Here is a 16236-nt window from a genome sequence, read left to right on the forward strand (position 1 = left end):
GAAAATGATTTGTGTTATAGTATTTCAGAATTTGTCAAAACTTATAATTTAAAGGAGATACGAATGTACTCAACCGTTCAACCTTTTATTCATGACGACACTCAATCTGAATATGACACATTATATCAAACAACTAAAACATCATTATTCAACTTGCTAGATTCTCCTGTAAAGTTCACGCAACATATTGGAGGTACAAGTCATTTTAATTATGCAACAGAGCCCATTTTAGATGTTTTAGTTGGTGTAAATAATTTACATGATATCACAGCTCTAGATGAGAAACGATTAAATTATTTAGGCTTTTACCGTCTCCATCATCCCTATAAGAAGAAAGTTATGATGGCTAAGTTTAATAATATGATTGATTTGAGACAAACCATTCGCTTACACATCATTCAAATGGACACACCCTTATTTAAACAGTATGTTGAAGTAGACAAAGCACTTGCAACACAATCAGATATAGCACGTCACTTTTCAGAAAAAAAGACTTCTATTGTCCAACATATTAATTATATAAGACCATACGAAAATCAAAAACAGAAATACTTTGAAGATATATTTCAAAAGTTGTAAAACTTTGAATTCTGTTGTCGTTTTCGCAAATCATCTATAAAATTGCTATAATAAAAATTAGATTATAGAAGAGAAGAAAGGATGTACTTATGTTAAAGCAAGAAGACATCTTACAAGATTTAAAATCCTTAATACCTGAAGATATTATCAAAGTAAATGAACCTTTAAAACGATATACATACACCGAGACAGGTGGAAATGCAGACTTTTATTTATCTCCCACTAATAATGAGGATGTACAAGCTATTGTAAGATACGCTAAAGAAAAAGATATCCCGGTCACATACCTCGGAAATGGGTCAAACATTATTATTCGTGAAGGCGGCATTCGTGGTATTGTTATTAGCTTATTATCATTAAAGCATATTAATGTTTCTGATGATGCTATTATTGCTGGAAGCGGTGCTGCAATTATAGATGTTTCACGTGCTGCTAGAGACCATGTGTTAACAGGTTTAGAATTTGCTTGTGGCATTCCAGGTTCTGTTGGAGGAGCTGTTTACATGAATGCTGGCGCATATGGCGGTGAAATCAAAGATTGTATCGACTACGCGCTTTGTGTTAATGAAGAAGGTGATTTAATTCAGTTTACTAATAAAGAATTAGAATTAGATTACAGAAATAGTATTGTACAAAAGCAACATTTAGTTGTACTTGAAGCTGCTTTTACACTTGAACCAGGAAAATTAGACGAAATTCAAGCGAAGATGGATGACTTAACTGAACGCCGTGAGTCTAAACAACCACTAGAATACCCATCATGTGGTAGTGTGTTCCAAAGACCACCCGGTCATTTTGCAGGAAAATTAATACAAGATTCAGATTTACAAGGTTATCGTGTTGGTGGCGTAGAAGTTTCTAAAAAACATGCAGGATTCATGGTTAATGTAGATAATGGAACAGCTACTGATTATGAAGATCTAATTCATCACGTACAAAAAGTAGTGAAAGAAAAATTCGATGTCGAACTTCATCGTGAAGTTCGTATTATTGGAGAGCATCCTGAAGAATAGCAACTATATATGTTGATGGGAGACGATGAATGATGCCAAAGGTTTATGGCTCACTTGTAGACAATGAAACACGATGCACACATTACCATACTTTTTTAGATGTTATAGCAATAAAATTCAAATGCTGCAATAAATATTATCCGTGTTATCAATGTCACGAAGAACACGAAACACATCCTATCAAAAGATGGTCAGAACAAGAATTTGATGAAAAGGCAATTATGTGTGGTGTATGTAAACATGAAATGTCTATTCAAGATTATATGATGACAGAGCTATGTCCTAAATGCCAAGCACATTTTAATAGTCGTTGTAAATTCCACTATCATTTATATTTTGAATTATAATAAAGGCTTAGTAACGATTGAAAGATTGTTACTAAGCCTTTATGCTTTAGGTTTTTATTATTTTAATTTTTTCAAGATTTGATTTAATTCATCAATTTGTTTGATTGTTGTTGAAGTTGAACCAGCGCTAAAGTACCATAGTTTAGGATCTAATTCATAAACATTACCATTTTTAACTGCATTTACATCTTTAATTACATCATTAGATAACGTTTGTTTTGCACTTGATTTGCCACTTACAACTTGTCCTCTATCCATTGCTAAAATAATATCTGGATTTTTACTTGTAATATACTCATTATTAATATTTTGGCCATGTGGACTTGCTTTAACATGCTCATCTGTAGGTTTAAATCCTAATGTATCGTAGATTAAATCTCCAAATCTACCACCTGGTCCAAATGTAGATAATTCACCTTCATTAACTAAAAGATATATTGTTTTCTTATCTAATTTTTCAACTTTCGCTTTTGTATCCGCTATTTTTTTATTCAACTCTTCAATTAATGATTTAGCTTTATCTTCTTTACCATAAATTTTTCCTAATTTAGTTGTTACAGATTTCATATCATTTATATAATTTTTCTCACTGGCACCAACATAAACGATTTTAGCGTCTGGTGCAGCTTTTTTAAGTTCATCTATATTCTTCACTGTTGCTGTTCTTCCAGAAATATAAATGACCTCTGGTTTAGCTTTAGCTATTTTATCAAAATTAATTTGTATTAAATTACCAGTATTGATGTATTTATCATCTTTGAATTCTGAAAGAAATTCAGGTAACGCAGCATTTTTCTCACCTTTAGGTAATCCAATAATGCGGTCTTGAACGCCAAACGCTTTTAATACATCAACAGCACCATAATCAAAGACAATTGCACGTTTTGGATTCTTCGGCACATCAACAGTTTCTTTAATTTCTTTGGCATCACTTTTATCTTTTTTCTCGCCTCTTGTCTTATAATTATTTTCAATTTGAACAATGTCTTTATTGTCATTCTTCTTCGAAGTATCATTGTTACCGTCAGAGCTTTTACCACACGCTGTTAAGACTAAAGCAAGACTTAATATTAAAAACAAAATTATTTTCTTCATCGTTGCAACATCCTCTAGTTGTATTATTAAGTGATAACGATTATCAATATCACTTAAAATTATATTACTTTATTATAAAATAATTTTCAACACTAATTTTATTCAAAAAAATATCGCCCTATTCTGGGCGATATTGAAAACTTATACCATCAATTTATTTATCGACTACTTCTTCTAATTCATCAATTTGTTTCATAGTTGTTGTAGTTGAACCAGAAGCAAAGTACCATAATTTAGGATCTAATTGATATACTTTATCATTTTTAACTGCTTTAACGTCTTTAATAACATTATTACTTAACACTTTTTTAGCAGTTGATTCTCCGCCTACAACTTCACCACGGTCCATTGCTAAAATAACATCTGGATTATGCTTGCTAATATATTCATTATTTACATTTTGACCATGTGGACTATTGCTAACATTCTCATCTGCTGGTTTAAAGCCTAAAGTATCAAATACTAAACCACCAAATCGACCTTTAGGACCAAATGTTGATAATTCACCTTCATTTACCAATAAATACATTACAGTTTTATTGAACTTCTTAGTTTCATCTTTCATTTCAGATATTTTTTCATCTAAGTCTTCGTTAATGTCTTTGGCTTTATCTTCTTTATCGTAAATTTTACCTAAGTTTTCAGTGTTTTTCTTCATGTCTTTAACTAAGTTTTTCTCATCCGCACCTACGTAAACGATTTTAGCGTCTGGTGCAGCTTTTTTGAATTCATCTAAATTCTTCTGATTTGCCGTTCTACCTGATATAAATATAACTTCTGGTTTAGCAGCAGCTACTTTGTCAAAATTAACTTCTTTAAGATTTCCAGTGTTAACATATTTATCATCTTTAAATTCTTTTAAGAAATCAGGTAATGATTCGTTGTTTTCACCTTTTGGTAAGCCTTTTACTTTATCAGCCACACCTAATTCTTTAAGTACATCTAAAGCACCATAATCTAAGACTACTGCATTTTTAGGATTTTTAGGAACTTCAACAGTGTTGCTTACTTTCTTAGCGTCACTACCATCTCGTTCTTTACCTGAAGCTTCGAAATTATTTTTAATTTTCACAGTTTCTTTTGAATCTTTGCTGTCACTCTTAGAACCCGAATCGTTACTACTTGATCCATTACTACAAGCTGATAAAACTAATACTAAAGATAATACTAAAAATAAGACTGTTTTTTTCATATGTACGACTCCTCTAAAAATATTTAACCTTTATGCTGCGCATCAATTGGACTTCTCTCTTGTCTACGTCTTCGAATAGCATCACCCCTTTGAAATATGAGGTTAAATTATTTAATTATAAAAGTGAGTCAAAAGTGTCTTCATCGTAATACAAACAAATTCGTTGTCCTCTAATTTCTTCGATATGAACATCCATCTCGTATAATTGTTTTAAAATCTCAGCTTGTATAACGTTATCTTTTGTATCTGCTTTGACAATTTCACCATTTTTTAGTGCAATGATGTCATCTGAATAACATGAAGCAAAATTTATATCGTGTAGAACAATGACAATCGTTTTATTTAAGTCTTTGCAGAGGCGGCGTAACGTCTGCATAATCTGTACAGAATGTTTCATATCTAGGTTGTTTAACGGTTCATCTAATAATATATAATCTGTATCTTGAGCAATTGTCATTGCAATATAAGCACGTTGTCTTTGACCACCAGATAACGTTTTTATATTTCGATGACGAATACTCTGGAGTTGCAATAAGTCTAGAGCATATTCAACTTGTTCATAATCTTCTTTCTTCATACGACCTTTTGAATATGGAAATCGACCAAAATTAACTAATTGCTCAACTGTTATATTCATTTCTGTATGATTTGTTTGTTTTAAAATACTTAATTTTTTAGCTAAATCATCATTTTTATAATCTACGACAGCTTTACCTTCAATCTTAATTGTTCCCTTTTCATACTCAAACAGACGACTAACAGCAGACAGTAAAGTACTTTTACCGGCGCCATTAGGTCCTATAAGCGATGTTAGTCTACCTTTTTGAATGTCGACGTTAATATTTTTTAAAATTGGCTTATTCTGTATAGCTTTGTCTAAATTTTTTATTTCAATCAATTTGCACTTCTCCTTTTGAAAAGTAAGTAAATGAAGTAACTTCCACCGATTAAATCAATGATTAAGCTAAACTCTGTTGTCGCTTCAAATAAATTCTCAACGACCCATTGCGCCATAAATAAACTAATCCAACTAATTAATATCGTCGCTGGCAATATATATTTATGTTCATATGTCTTCATTAATTCATGGGCTAAATTTACAGTTAGTAATCCTAAAAATGTAACAGGACCAACTAAAGCAGTGGAAATAGAAACTAATAGTGCCACTAATATGAGTAGCAAGCGCGTCATTGTCTCGTAAGAAACACCTAAATTTATTGCTTGTGCTCTTCCAAGTAGTAGTACATCTAAATATGGACGCATTATCACGGTAATAATAATTAAGACAAGCAATAAACATGTAGATACTAATACCAATCGTGAGTTTGATGCTTCGAAACTCGCAAACATGGCACTTTGAACCGCTAAGAATGACTCAGGATCCATGATTAATTGAATAAAGCTAGTAATGCTTCGGAAGAATGTTCCTAAGATGACTCCTACAAGTAAAATGAAATACACTGAGAAATGTCCTAATTTAAACATGCCTTCAAAAAGCAATAATGAAAATAAGACCATCGCAATTAACGTCACAAAAAAGTTTAAATACACATTTGTAACCACTGCAGCTTGTGTACCGACTAAAAAAACTGGCAACACTTTTACAAATAGATAAACGGAGTCGAGACCCATGATTGATGGTGTTAATAATCGATTCGTTGTAATTGCTTGAAATATAACAACTGATGCCCCTATAGCACCACCAACAATGAGTATAAGTATTAATTTTCTTAATCGACTCTGAAATTGATATTGAAAAATTTCAAAGTCTAAACCTACTAATAAGTAAAATGCTGCCATGCAAATTGTCGCAATAATTAATATGATGATTTTCTTGTTAGAATTAATTTGCATAATGCTTTCTACCTTTCATTAGTAAGATTAGGAATATCACTGTCCCAAATACACCTATCGTTAATCCTATATTAATTTCATAAGGATAAACGATTAATCTACCGATGATATCAGCGAATAATACAAATATTGACCCTAACATCAACGTATGTGGAAGTGCATTTTTCAGATGGTCCCCTCTATACATTGAAATAATATTAGGTACAATGAGACCTAAAAATGGCAAAGTACCTACAGTAACAACAACTAAAGCCGTCAATGCTGCTGTAATAAATAATGCAATGTTTATAATTTTTTCATAACTTACACCCAAATTATGACTAAAGTCTTTCCCCATACCAGCAATCGTAAAATGATTCGCAAAAATAAATGCGATAATGAGTAATGGAACTACAAGATAAAGCACTTCATAACGTCCGCTTGTGATAATTGCAAAGTTACCATTCATCCAGTTGCCAATACTTTGTAATGCATTGGTTCTTAACGCAATAAAAGTAGTAAAGCTAGATACAATACCACCGATCATAATTCCTAATAATGGTACGAAGATAACTTCTTTAACACGAATCAAATTAATTAACTTCACAAATAAATATGTCCCTGCTAAACTCAAACCTACTGAAAATAGCAACTTGATTAGGATGTGACCTTTCGGAAAAAAGATAAGCGAAATCAAAATACCTAACTTGGCCCACTCCATTGTTCCTGCCGTAGTCGGACTTACAAATTTATTTTGCATCATCTGTTGCATAATTAATCCTGCTAACGCGAGTGAACTACCTGAAAGTAGGATACTAACCGTCCGTGGAATACGACTTGAGAACAAAATATTTTGTTGCTCTTCACTTAAGTGGAAAATATCTGAAAGAGAGAGCTGACTCACTCCAACAAATAAGGAGACTATAGTTAAACAAACTAATAAAATAAGTAAAACATAACCCTTAAATAAAAACTTCACTAATAATTCTCCTCATCTTGCTATATGTATCGATATGATAATCGTTATCATCGATAATGATTATCATTGTCGTCAATATTAATATTAAAGATTACAGACGTGAATTTCAATAGTATTTTTATACATAAGTAAATATTTATTTTTGTTCAAATACGATGTACTCTTTTTCATACAAAAATAAGCCACTAAATTCGTAGTTGTTATCAACAACATTGAATCTAGTGGCTTATTAATGTTAGTCTTTGATAATTAATTATCAAAAATGAAATCTTCGTCTTGTAAGGCTTCTACATTTAATGCCAATGTGTATCCGTCACCTTTAACTGAGAAGAAATCATGGTTTTTAGTTGTAGTATCTAATGCATTTTCAATGATAGGATTAAATTCTTTTTCTTCAAAGTATGGTTCAAAACCTAAGTTAGACAATGCTTTGTTTCCATTGTATTGGACATAGTTCAATACATCTTCACTTAAGCCGATATCATCGTACAACATATGTGTATAAGATACTTCATTAGCGTATAAATCTTCTAATAATTTATACATCTCTTTATCTGCTTTTTGTTTTTCATTTTCAGATAGTTCGTTACGTAAACTTTGAGCATCTAATCCTGTAAACACACCATGGATTGATTCATCTAGTAAAATCTTTCTAATGATTTCACCAGAAGTAGTCATTTTACCTTGTCCAGCTAAATATAAAGGATAATAGAAACCAGAGTAGAATAAGAAGGTTTCTAAAAATACACTTGATACCCTTGCAATATATTGATCATATATAGAGGCTTCTTTGCCCCACAATTTGTGATAGTTTTCAATAATTTTATCAGATTTATATTTTAAATGAGGCTCTTCTATTACCCAAGTATCTAGTAAATAGTTTGTTTCACTAGATGGAAGTAAAGTTGTAAATATATGTGAATAACTTTTCGCATGAATTTGTTCCATCATTGCCATAAATGAATACACTGCTTTTTTACGTAAGTCTGTTGTGTGTAACATAATTAACGGCATACCATCATCTGCTTGATGTGTATCCAATCCTGTTAATCCTGCTAACGCACGTTTGAATGTATTCTTCTCGTCTTCAGTTAGTGTCTTCCAACTTGCAATATCTTTTGATACTTTAAATTCTGTTTCTACCCACATTTGAGAAATATTTTGACGCCAAAACATATTCGTCATATCTTCTTGGGTATTCCAATTGACGGCCTTCATTTATAAATCCTCCTTAATTACTAAAAAGCAAATCTCATTCGTTTAGAGGATAAGTCGAGAGTCATTTTTAAGTTTTGACTCTACAACCTTCCTCCTTTTCAAAATTTGTTATCTTAAGTTTCTTAAATTAGATAGCACAGCTTGTACATTCTTCTACACTCAATAATTTGTTACGAGTATAATATAGCGATTTAAGCCCTTTATGGTGAGCATAAACATATAATCTTGATAATTCACGTGTTGAAATTTCAGAATTCACATATAAAATTGTTGAAATACCTTGGTCCACGTGTGTTTGAATCGTAGCGATTAAATCTATTAATTTCATTTGGTCAGTATTGAATGCTGATTTATAATACCACATTGTTTCAGGAGACAAGAATGGCATTGGATAAAATGTTTCAGCATTACCATAAGTACGACGTTCAATTTGATCAACAATTGGCATAACTGAACTTGTTGCATTTTGTACATAAGAAATACTTTGTGTAGGTGCAATTGCAAGTCTATATGCGTGATATAAACCATGTTGTTGAACTTGTTCTTGTAATGCTTTCCAATCTTTAGCAGTTGGAATATCAATATGATCAAATAGTCGTTTCACTTTCTCAAATTTAGGTTCAAATTCTTGAGAAGTATAAAACTCAAAGTATTTACCACTAGCATAATCTGATTGTTCAAAGTCTTGGTATACTTCTCCACGTTCTTTCGCAATTTCCATTGAACGTTCTATTGAATAATAGTTCATCATCATGAAGAAAGTATTTGCAAAGTCTTTAGCTTCCTCTGATTCATATCCTATTTTATTTTTAGCTAAATAGCCGTGTAAGTTCATTACGCCTAGACCGACAGAGTGTAACTCACTGTTAGCTTTTCTCACGCCTGGTGCATTTTGAATATTTGCTTCATCACTAACTACTGTTAATGCATCCATACCTGTATGAACAGAATCTTTAATTTTACCTGTTTCCATCACATTTACAATGTTTAATGAACCTAAGTTACATGATATGTCGCGTTTAATTTCGTCTTCGATACCATAATCATTAATCACTGATGTCTCTTGTAATTGGAAGATTTCTGTACATAAATTACTCATTTTAATTTGACCAATATTTGAATTGGCATGTACTTTGTTAGCATTATCTTTAAACATTAAGTATGGGTAACCTGATTGTAATTGTGTTTGCGCAATCATATTCAACATTTCTCTTGCGTCTTTTTTCTTCTTAACGATATTAGGGTTTGCAACCATGTCGTCATAGTATTTTTCTAAATCAATATCATCTAATGTTACACCATATTCTTGTTTAACCGTATGTGGTGCAAACATATAGAAATCTTTGCCTTCTTTTGCTAAATCAAAGAATTTAGATGGCACTATAAGACCAGTTGAAATTGTTGATAAACGTAAGTCTTCATCAGCATTTACCTTTTTAGTGTCTAAGAACTCTTCTACATCATAATGGAAGATATTCAAATATACTGCACCCGCACCTGGACGTTGGCCTAGTTGATCAGCATAGCTAAATCCGCCTTCTAATGCTTTGGCAACTGGTAGCACGCCTTTGGCTACACCTTTAATACCTTTGATGGCTTCACCACGAGCACGTAATTTAGAAAGATTTATTGCTACACCACCACCAATTTTACTTAATTGCTTGGCAGTAGAATCAATGAAATTGATAGAGTTCAAGCTATCATCTACCTCTAGTAGGAAACATGATACTAATTCACCGCGACGTGCGCGACCAGCATTCAAGAAAGTTGGAGTTGCAGGTTGATAACGTTGTTCAACCATTGCTAAGATAAATTGTTTCGCTTGCTGCTTATTACCATCCGCTAAATATAGTGCAACGATTGCGACATGTTGATTATAATCCTCTAGATATTGTGATTTATCATTAGTTTTTAGCGCATAATCTTTATAAAACTTACTAGCAGACATATAGCTTGCAAATTCAAAGTTGATAGATTTGGCGAATTCAGTGATTTCAACTAAATCTTCTTCGCTATATTTGTCAAAGACATTAAAATAAAAATTATTATCTACTAGATAGTGTAAACGTTCAATCTCACTGTCAAAATAAATTGTTTTGTCATGGATTTCTTCTAGATAAACCGCTAATGCTTCTTGATCTTTCTCCAAGTTAAAGAAACCATTGTCTTTACGTTTCGTAACTTCATTATTTAGTTCAATATGATTGTACTTTTTCTCGTTCATAATTTTCATTGAAATGCCCCACCTTATTTTTAAATTCAATAACATCTTTATTAGAACCTTGTACTTCAAATTTCATTAATAAAGGTACATGGTATTTTTCGGAAATTGTTCTACCCGCTTTCGCAAAGTTTTGTCCCCAGTTACGGTTACCACTTGCCGCAACAGCGTGTAAATTATGATGATTAACTTCTAAAAACGATTGTACTTCTTTAGGCACTTCACCAAATCCAATTGTTCCCGTAACTAAAATATAAGGTTCTTCAAATGGATCTGTACAATTATCCTTAGTAATTTCCATTACATCTGAAATTTCACTTCGTTTAATAAATCTTCTTACATTACCTGAAAAAGAAAAATAAACTACTTTCATTGGAACGCCTTCTTTCGTCAGTCCATAATATTAATTAAAAAGAAGTTCTCTTAATAGATAAGAAAACTTGCTAGACAATAAATACGACATATTTTAGACATTTAATTGGATGTCAACTAGCTGATGATTAATATACTAAAAGAAGTGACTTTCATTTCTAGCCACTACATGTAGTGTTCAGACTAAAATTTCGAGACTATTTCATCTATATGCTCGTTCGTATTAATAGTATTAAATTGGGAATTCCAACTTAAAATCAGTGTGAAATTGCCTTTAAAATGAATAATTTGTATAACACAAACTTTTTATACAACCACAACATGTTGTGGTTCATTTTAAAATTCAATACTATATTCTGTGTTTCATTATACAGAATTGCTCTCTTAATTAAAAGTAACTATTTCGTGACAAAAGTTCGGGAAAACGTCTGAATGTGCATCAGACCAAACTTAAATTGACGCAAATATTTATTTTTGAATATTTGATGTGTTTTAGTTGCATTTTTAGCAGCTAAATAAACTATTGAATTGTCGGCATTCTTGAAGTCCAATCATTTAAATTATCAATATATTTTGCGCAATTATTCAAATGTTAATTATAATTTGCTTCAAAAACACGAATATAACATTTGTAAAAAAATAGTATTTAACGTGTTTTTAATATTAACAGAACGTTTGTTCGTATATAAATAATAATACATCTTGGTATTATTTTCAAGTATTCATGCATTAGCATTTGAATTATGCTACTATATATACGGTAATTTTTTACAAATGAGGCGATTAACCTTGAATCCAAAAGTTAAAGGTATTATTGCAATTTTAATTTCAGCTGTCGGTTTTAGTTTTATGTCAGTCTTTTTTAGACTCGCCGGAGATTTACCTGTATTTCAAAAATCCCTAGCTCGAAATTTTGTTGCAATGTTCATACCATTATTCTTCATATTTAAATATAAACAACCTATGTTTGGGAAATTAAGTAGCCAACCTCTTTTAATTTCTCGATCTACACTAGGCCTTATAGGTGTCTTATTAAATATATATGCTATAGATCATATGGTATTAAGCGATGCGGATACACTGATGAAACTCAACCCTTTTTGGACTATTTTACTCAGTTTAATTTTTCTTAATGAGAAAGTTCGAAAATATCAAATCATTGCTATGATTGTAGCAATCTTAGGTATGTTATTTATCGTTAAACCAGAGTTTTCTTCAACAATGATTACTTCTTTAGCTGGATTATTTTCAGGTATCTTTGCTGCCTCTGCATACACATGTGTTCGTGCATTAAGTATTAGAGAAGCTCCATATACTATAGTTTTTTATTTTTCATTATTTTCAGTTGTCGTTTTAATACCGTTTTCAATCGCAACTTATGAGCCAATGACGACAATACAAATGGTTTATCTTTTAGGGGCAGGTCTTTCTGCTGCAGTTGGCCAAATCGGTATTACACTAGCCTATAGTTTTGCACCTGCAAAAGATATTTCTATCTTTACGTATGCTTCAATCATTTTCACGGCTATATTCGGATTTATTTTATTCGGTGAAACACCTGATTTCTATGCTTTAATCGGTTATGTCATTATTATTGGTGCAAGCTATTATATGTTCGAAAAGGCACGACGACAAACCGCTATAACTAAACAACAATCTAACACTAAGGAGTGATTCAATTGACTCAAGGACGTCAAAAAGAAGAACTACAAGATATTACCTTATTAGGTAATCAAAATAATAAATATGAATTTGACTATACACCAGAAGTTTTGGAAACATTTGATAATAAACACCAAGGACGCGATTACTTCGTAAAATTCAATTGTCCTGAATTTACATCTCTTTGCCCAATTACAGGTCAACCAGATTTCGCAACGATTTATATTTCGTACATTCCAAATATTAAAATGGTAGAATCTAAGTCATTGAAATTGTACTTATTTAGCTTTAGAAATCATGGGGATTTCCATGAGGATTGTATGAATATCATTATGAATGACTTAATTGACTTAATGGACCCACATTATATTGAAGTTTGGGGCAAATTCACTCCACGAGGCGGTATTTCAATAGATCCATACACTAATTATGGACGCCCAAATTCTAAATATGAGAAGATGGCTGAACACCGATTAATGAATCATGATTTATATCCAGAAAAAATAGATAACAGATAAAAGATTAACTTAAACACTAAATTGTCAAACAATTTAGTGGATTTTTTCATTATTTGTGAGATTTTATTTAAATTTACTATTGCCTATTAGTGAATTAAAGCGTATTTTATTATTATCATTTAAAATTCCAAAAGAGTAAGATGATCTAAATAAAGCAACTTATTCTCATTCGATTTTAAATCATCAACTCATTGACTGAAATTTCTAAAAATTTCTATTTTTAAGAAATTAATCAATTTTACTTATCATATTTTTGATTTTAAATTTCAGTCTTTAAAGAAAGAAAGGATTGGGATACATATGGCAACAAACAATTCCCATGAACAAGCTGTTCAAACAATACCTCAGCGAGGGTTCTTCGGACACCCAAGTGGTTTAGGAGTACTATTCTTTGTAGAATTTTGGGAAAGATTTAGTTATTACGGCATGCGTGCCATGCTTATTTTCTACATGTATGATCAAATTAAAAATGGTGGTTTAGGAATTGATCAAACGACTGCCATGTCTATCATGTCAGTTTATGGCGCATTAATTTACATGTCTTCAATTCCTGGTGCATGGGTCGCAGATAGACTATTCGGTACTAGAGGGGCAACCTTGATTGGTGCAGTACTCATTATCATCGGACATATTTGTCTAAGTTTACCATTCGCAATGTTCGGTTTATTTGCATCAATGTTCTTTATCATTATTGGTTCAGGCTTAATGAAACCAAATATTTCAAACATCGTTGGACGATTATATCCTGAGAATGATACTCGTATGGATGCCGGTTTCGTTATATTCTATATGTCAGTTAACCTAGGTGCGCTTATCTCACCTATCATTCTGCAACATTTCCTAGACGTGAAAAACTATCACGGTGGTTTCTTAATTGCAGCGATTGGTATGGCATTAGGTTTAGTATGGTATATGATTTTCAATAAAAAGAATTTAGGTTCTGTTGGTATGAATCCAACCAACCCACTATCTTCTGAAGAAAAGAAAAAATATGGATTAATCGTAGGTATCATTGTAGCAGTCATTGCGATTGTACTATTAGTTACATATTTCACAAACACTTTATCATTCAATCTTATTAGTAATACGGTTCTAGTACTTGGTATAGCTTTACCAATCATTTACTTCACTACTATGATTCGCAGTAAAGATGTAACGGATGTAGAACGTTCTCGTGTTAAAGCATTCATTCCGTTATTTATTTTAGGAATGTTATTCTGGGCAATACAAGAACAAGGATCAAACGTATTAAACATTTATGGTTTAGAACGTTCTGATATGAAAATGAATTTATTCGGTTGGACAACAGATTTCGGTGAAGCATGGTTCCAATCAATTAACCCATTATTTATTCTTTTATTTGCACCAATCGTATCTGCGATTTGGTTGAAAATGGGTAAAAAACAACCAAGCCTCCCAGTAAAATTTGGAATAGGTACGCTATTAGCTGGTGCTTCATACATTTTAATGGGACTTATCGGTATGAGTTATGGTGATACACACTTCTCAGTAAACTGGGTTATCCTATCATACGTTGTATGTGTAGTTGGTGAATTATGTTTATCACCTACTGGTAATAGTGCGGCTGTTAAATTAGCACCGAAAGCATTTAATGCTCAAATGATGAGTGTTTGGTTATTAACAAACGCATCTGCACAAGCACTTAATGGTACATTAGTTAAATTAATCAAGCCTTTAGGGCAAACGAATTATTTCATCTTCTTAGGAAGCGTTGCTATCGTAATTACAGTAATCATCTTAGCTTTCACTCCTAAAATTTCAAAAGCAATGAAAGGTATTCATTAATCGCCTTTGTGTTGTTAAAAGATATAATTTAATCAAGACATGTAGTTACCTTGAGCCCCTTCATAGTATTTTTATAAACTATGAAGGGGTTTTTTATAATTCTTATCTTTATTGAGACATTGACAAGAGCCTGAGCCTGGGACATAATTCAATGTCTCAGGCTACAAATATATATTGGCAGTAGTTGACTGAATTAAAAATGCACTTGTAACTTGCTTTTTTTAATTCTAGTCAACCTTGCCGGGGCGGGGCAACGAAATAAATTTTGAGAAAATATTATTTCTGCCTTGCTCCCTCTATCTTGTCATTTTCTTTGTATATCAACTAAAAAAATGTAATGATAAATACTTAAGCACTTGTTTTACTCAAATTATAATTAAGCAAATAACATTTCGGGTAAATAAATGTTAAATCAGAGTAAATAAATGAAAGTAGGCATACGTATGGGTCAAAAATTTAATCATGGTGTTCTTTTTTACCATGAACATAGTGGTCTCAAAGATATATATGAAGGTTTAGGAGAAGTAACTAAATCACTTACTACTATGTGCAAACACCTATCAATTCAACTAAGTGAAAATGAAGGCGACATTATTAAGTATTGTGAAAGAATTAAAAATCAAGAATATAGTAGTGATGTTGATATCGTTTTTATACTAGGTGGCGATGGTACAGTTAATGAATTAATTAATGGTGTTTTGGCAAATGACCTAAATGTACCTATTGGAATTATTCCTGGAGGTACATTTAATGATTTCACTAAAACATTAAACTTGAACCCTAACTTTAGTAAAGCTAGTGAACAACTTAAAACGTCTCACTTGGAATCATATGATGTTATGAAAGTGAATGGCACTTATGTGCTTAACTTTGTGGGATTAGGACTTATAGTTCAAAACGCGGAAAACGTGCAAGAAGGTCGTAAAGATATCTTCGGTAAATTAAGCTATGTTGGTTCAACTGTTAAAACATTAATGAATCCAGAAGATTTTGATTATACATTAACTGTAGATGATAAAGAACTTAATGGTAATACCTCTATGCTAGTCGTTGCTAACGGTCCTAATATCGGTGGCAGTAGAATACCACTTATGGATTTATCACCTCAAGATGGTAAAGTGAATAGTTTTATTTTTGATAAACAAAGTTTTACTATTCTCAATGATGTGTTCAAAAAACGCGATAGTATGGATTGGAATGAAATTACAAACGGAATTGATCACATAGCCGGCAAACATATTACATTATCGACGGATCCAGTTATGAAAGTAGATATTGACGGTGAAATTAGTCTTGAAACGCCAATTACAATTGAAGTTCTACCAAAAGCACTTCAGATTCTAACTTTTCCAGAGAATGCTGAACAATAAGAATTTATTATACTAATATAAAAGCGATTAA

At 31.8% G+C, this 16236-nt stretch carries 15 protein-coding genes; 7 read left to right on the forward strand and 8 right to left on the reverse strand.

What is annotated here, in order from left to right:
- Window positions 1-63: 63 nt before the first annotated feature.
- The 3 genes from SBL15_RS02220 to SBL15_RS02230 all read left to right on the forward strand — a co-directional run bounded on the left by SBL15_RS02220 (window position 64) and on the right by SBL15_RS02230 (window position 1939).
- A complete protein-coding gene (locus SBL15_RS02220; protein WP_107611494.1) occupies window positions 64-579 on the forward strand; it encodes a GrpB family protein in 516 nt (171 codons plus the stop codon).
- Between the two features lie 89 nt (window positions 580-668).
- On the forward strand, window positions 669-1592 hold the full coding sequence (murB, locus tag SBL15_RS02225; RefSeq protein ID WP_107611479.1) for a UDP-N-acetylmuramate dehydrogenase: 924 nt from the start codon (window positions 669-671) through the stop codon (window positions 1590-1592).
- A gap of 32 nt (window positions 1593-1624) precedes the next feature.
- Window positions 1625-1939: a CHY zinc finger protein gene (locus SBL15_RS02230; protein ID WP_029376644.1), complete on the forward strand. Its 315-nt coding sequence runs from the start codon at window positions 1625-1627 to the stop codon at window positions 1937-1939.
- 57 nt (window positions 1940-1996) lie between these two features.
- Here the strand turns inward: SBL15_RS02230 and SBL15_RS02235 are convergent, their stop codons facing one another.
- The 8 genes from SBL15_RS02235 to nrdI form a co-directional block, all read right to left on the reverse strand.
- On the reverse strand, window positions 1997-3034 hold the full coding sequence (locus SBL15_RS02235; RefSeq protein WP_107613353.1) for a ferrated catecholamine ABC transporter substrate-binding lipoprotein SstD: 1038 nt from the start codon (window positions 3032-3034) through the stop codon (window positions 1997-1999).
- Between the two features lie 154 nt (window positions 3035-3188).
- Window positions 3189-4226 carry a ferrated catecholamine ABC transporter substrate-binding lipoprotein SstD gene (locus SBL15_RS02240; protein WP_016930968.1) on the reverse strand — a complete coding sequence of 346 codons (1038 nt, stop codon included), beginning with the start codon at window positions 4224-4226 and terminating at the stop codon, window positions 3189-3191.
- Between the two features lie 115 nt (window positions 4227-4341).
- A complete protein-coding gene (locus SBL15_RS02245; protein WP_011276420.1) occupies window positions 4342-5124 on the reverse strand; it encodes an ABC transporter ATP-binding protein in 783 nt (260 codons plus the stop codon).
- On the reverse strand, window positions 5121-6080 hold the full coding sequence (locus tag SBL15_RS02250) for an iron chelate uptake ABC transporter family permease subunit (protein WP_317955037.1): 960 nt from the start codon (window positions 6078-6080) through the stop codon (window positions 5121-5123). The genes SBL15_RS02245 and SBL15_RS02250 overlap by 4 nt, the downstream gene beginning before the upstream one ends.
- Window positions 6070-7038, reverse strand: coding sequence for an ABC transporter permease (locus SBL15_RS02255; RefSeq protein WP_011276422.1), 969 nt, complete (start codon window positions 7036-7038; stop codon window positions 6070-6072). The genes SBL15_RS02250 and SBL15_RS02255 overlap by 11 nt, the downstream gene beginning before the upstream one ends.
- Before the next feature lie 249 nt (window positions 7039-7287).
- Complete coding sequence (nrdF, locus tag SBL15_RS02260) at window positions 7288-8256, reverse strand: class 1b ribonucleoside-diphosphate reductase subunit beta (RefSeq protein ID WP_011276423.1); 969 nt, start codon at window positions 8254-8256, stop codon at window positions 7288-7290.
- A gap of 127 nt (window positions 8257-8383) precedes the next feature.
- Window positions 8384-10489, reverse strand: a complete 2106-nt coding sequence (gene nrdE / locus SBL15_RS02265) for a class 1b ribonucleoside-diphosphate reductase subunit alpha (protein WP_011276424.1) — start codon at window positions 10487-10489, stop codon at window positions 8384-8386.
- Window positions 10452-10850 (reverse strand): class Ib ribonucleoside-diphosphate reductase assembly flavoprotein NrdI, encoded by a 399-nt coding sequence (nrdI, locus tag SBL15_RS02270; RefSeq protein WP_037536384.1) that lies wholly within the window; start codon window positions 10848-10850, stop codon window positions 10452-10454. Before nrdI ends, nrdE begins: the two co-directional genes overlap by 38 nt.
- A 788-nt stretch (window positions 10851-11638) precedes the next feature.
- On the opposite strand from nrdI, the gene SBL15_RS02275 reads away from it, so the two are divergent.
- From SBL15_RS02275 to SBL15_RS02290, 4 genes are all read left to right on the forward strand, one after another.
- A complete protein-coding gene (locus SBL15_RS02275; RefSeq protein WP_160380477.1) occupies window positions 11639-12523 on the forward strand; it encodes a DMT family transporter in 885 nt (294 codons plus the stop codon).
- A 5-nt stretch (window positions 12524-12528) separates the two neighbouring features.
- The gene (gene queF, locus SBL15_RS02280) at window positions 12529-13029 is read left to right on the forward strand and encodes a preQ(1) synthase (RefSeq protein ID WP_011276427.1); all 501 of its coding nucleotides are present in this window, start codon (window positions 12529-12531) and stop codon (window positions 13027-13029) included.
- A gap of 300 nt (window positions 13030-13329) precedes the next feature.
- Window positions 13330-14835 (forward strand): S-Cys-Gly-3M3SH uptake peptide MFS transporter, encoded by a 1506-nt coding sequence (locus tag SBL15_RS02285; RefSeq protein ID WP_053017742.1) that lies wholly within the window; start codon window positions 13330-13332, stop codon window positions 14833-14835.
- Between the two features lie 443 nt (window positions 14836-15278).
- Window positions 15279-16205 carry a diacylglycerol/lipid kinase family protein gene (locus SBL15_RS02290; RefSeq protein ID WP_107611495.1) on the forward strand — a complete coding sequence of 309 codons (927 nt, stop codon included), beginning with the start codon at window positions 15279-15281 and terminating at the stop codon, window positions 16203-16205.
- Window positions 16206-16236 lie beyond the last annotated feature (31 nt).

This window comes from Staphylococcus sp. NWU MKU2, from assembly GCF_033283605.1.
GTDB classification, from domain to species: domain Bacteria; phylum Bacillota; class Bacilli; order Staphylococcales; family Staphylococcaceae; genus Staphylococcus; species Staphylococcus haemolyticus.

Coding starts and splice junctions, on each gene's coding strand:
- SBL15_RS02220 (WP_107611494.1), top strand. CDS start 64: ATGTACTCAACCGTTCAACCTTTTATTCATGACGACACTCAATCTGAA.
- murB (WP_107611479.1), top strand. CDS start 669: ATGTTAAAGCAAGAAGACATCTTACAAGATTTAAAATCCTTAATACCT.
- SBL15_RS02230 (WP_029376644.1), top strand. CDS start 1,625: ATGCCAAAGGTTTATGGCTCACTTGTAGACAATGAAACACGATGCACA.
- SBL15_RS02235 (WP_107613353.1), bottom strand. CDS start 3,034: ATGAAGAAAATAATTTTGTTTTTAATATTAAGTCTTGCTTTAGTCTTA.
- SBL15_RS02240 (WP_016930968.1), bottom strand. CDS start 4,226: ATGAAAAAAACAGTCTTATTTTTAGTATTATCTTTAGTATTAGTTTTA.
- SBL15_RS02250 (WP_317955037.1), bottom strand. CDS start 6,080: ATGCAAATTAATTCTAACAAGAAAATCATCATATTAATTATTGCGACA.
- nrdF (WP_011276423.1), bottom strand. CDS start 8,256: ATGAAGGCCGTCAATTGGAATACCCAAGAAGATATGACGAATATGTTT.
- nrdE (WP_011276424.1), bottom strand. CDS start 10,489: ATGAAAATTATGAACGAGAAAAAGTACAATCATATTGAACTAAATAAT.
- nrdI (WP_037536384.1), bottom strand. CDS start 10,850: ATGAAAGTAGTTTATTTTTCTTTTTCAGGTAATGTAAGAAGATTTATT.
- SBL15_RS02285 (WP_053017742.1), top strand. CDS start 13,330: ATGGCAACAAACAATTCCCATGAACAAGCTGTTCAAACAATACCTCAG.
- SBL15_RS02290 (WP_107611495.1), top strand. CDS start 15,279: ATGGGTCAAAAATTTAATCATGGTGTTCTTTTTTACCATGAACATAGT.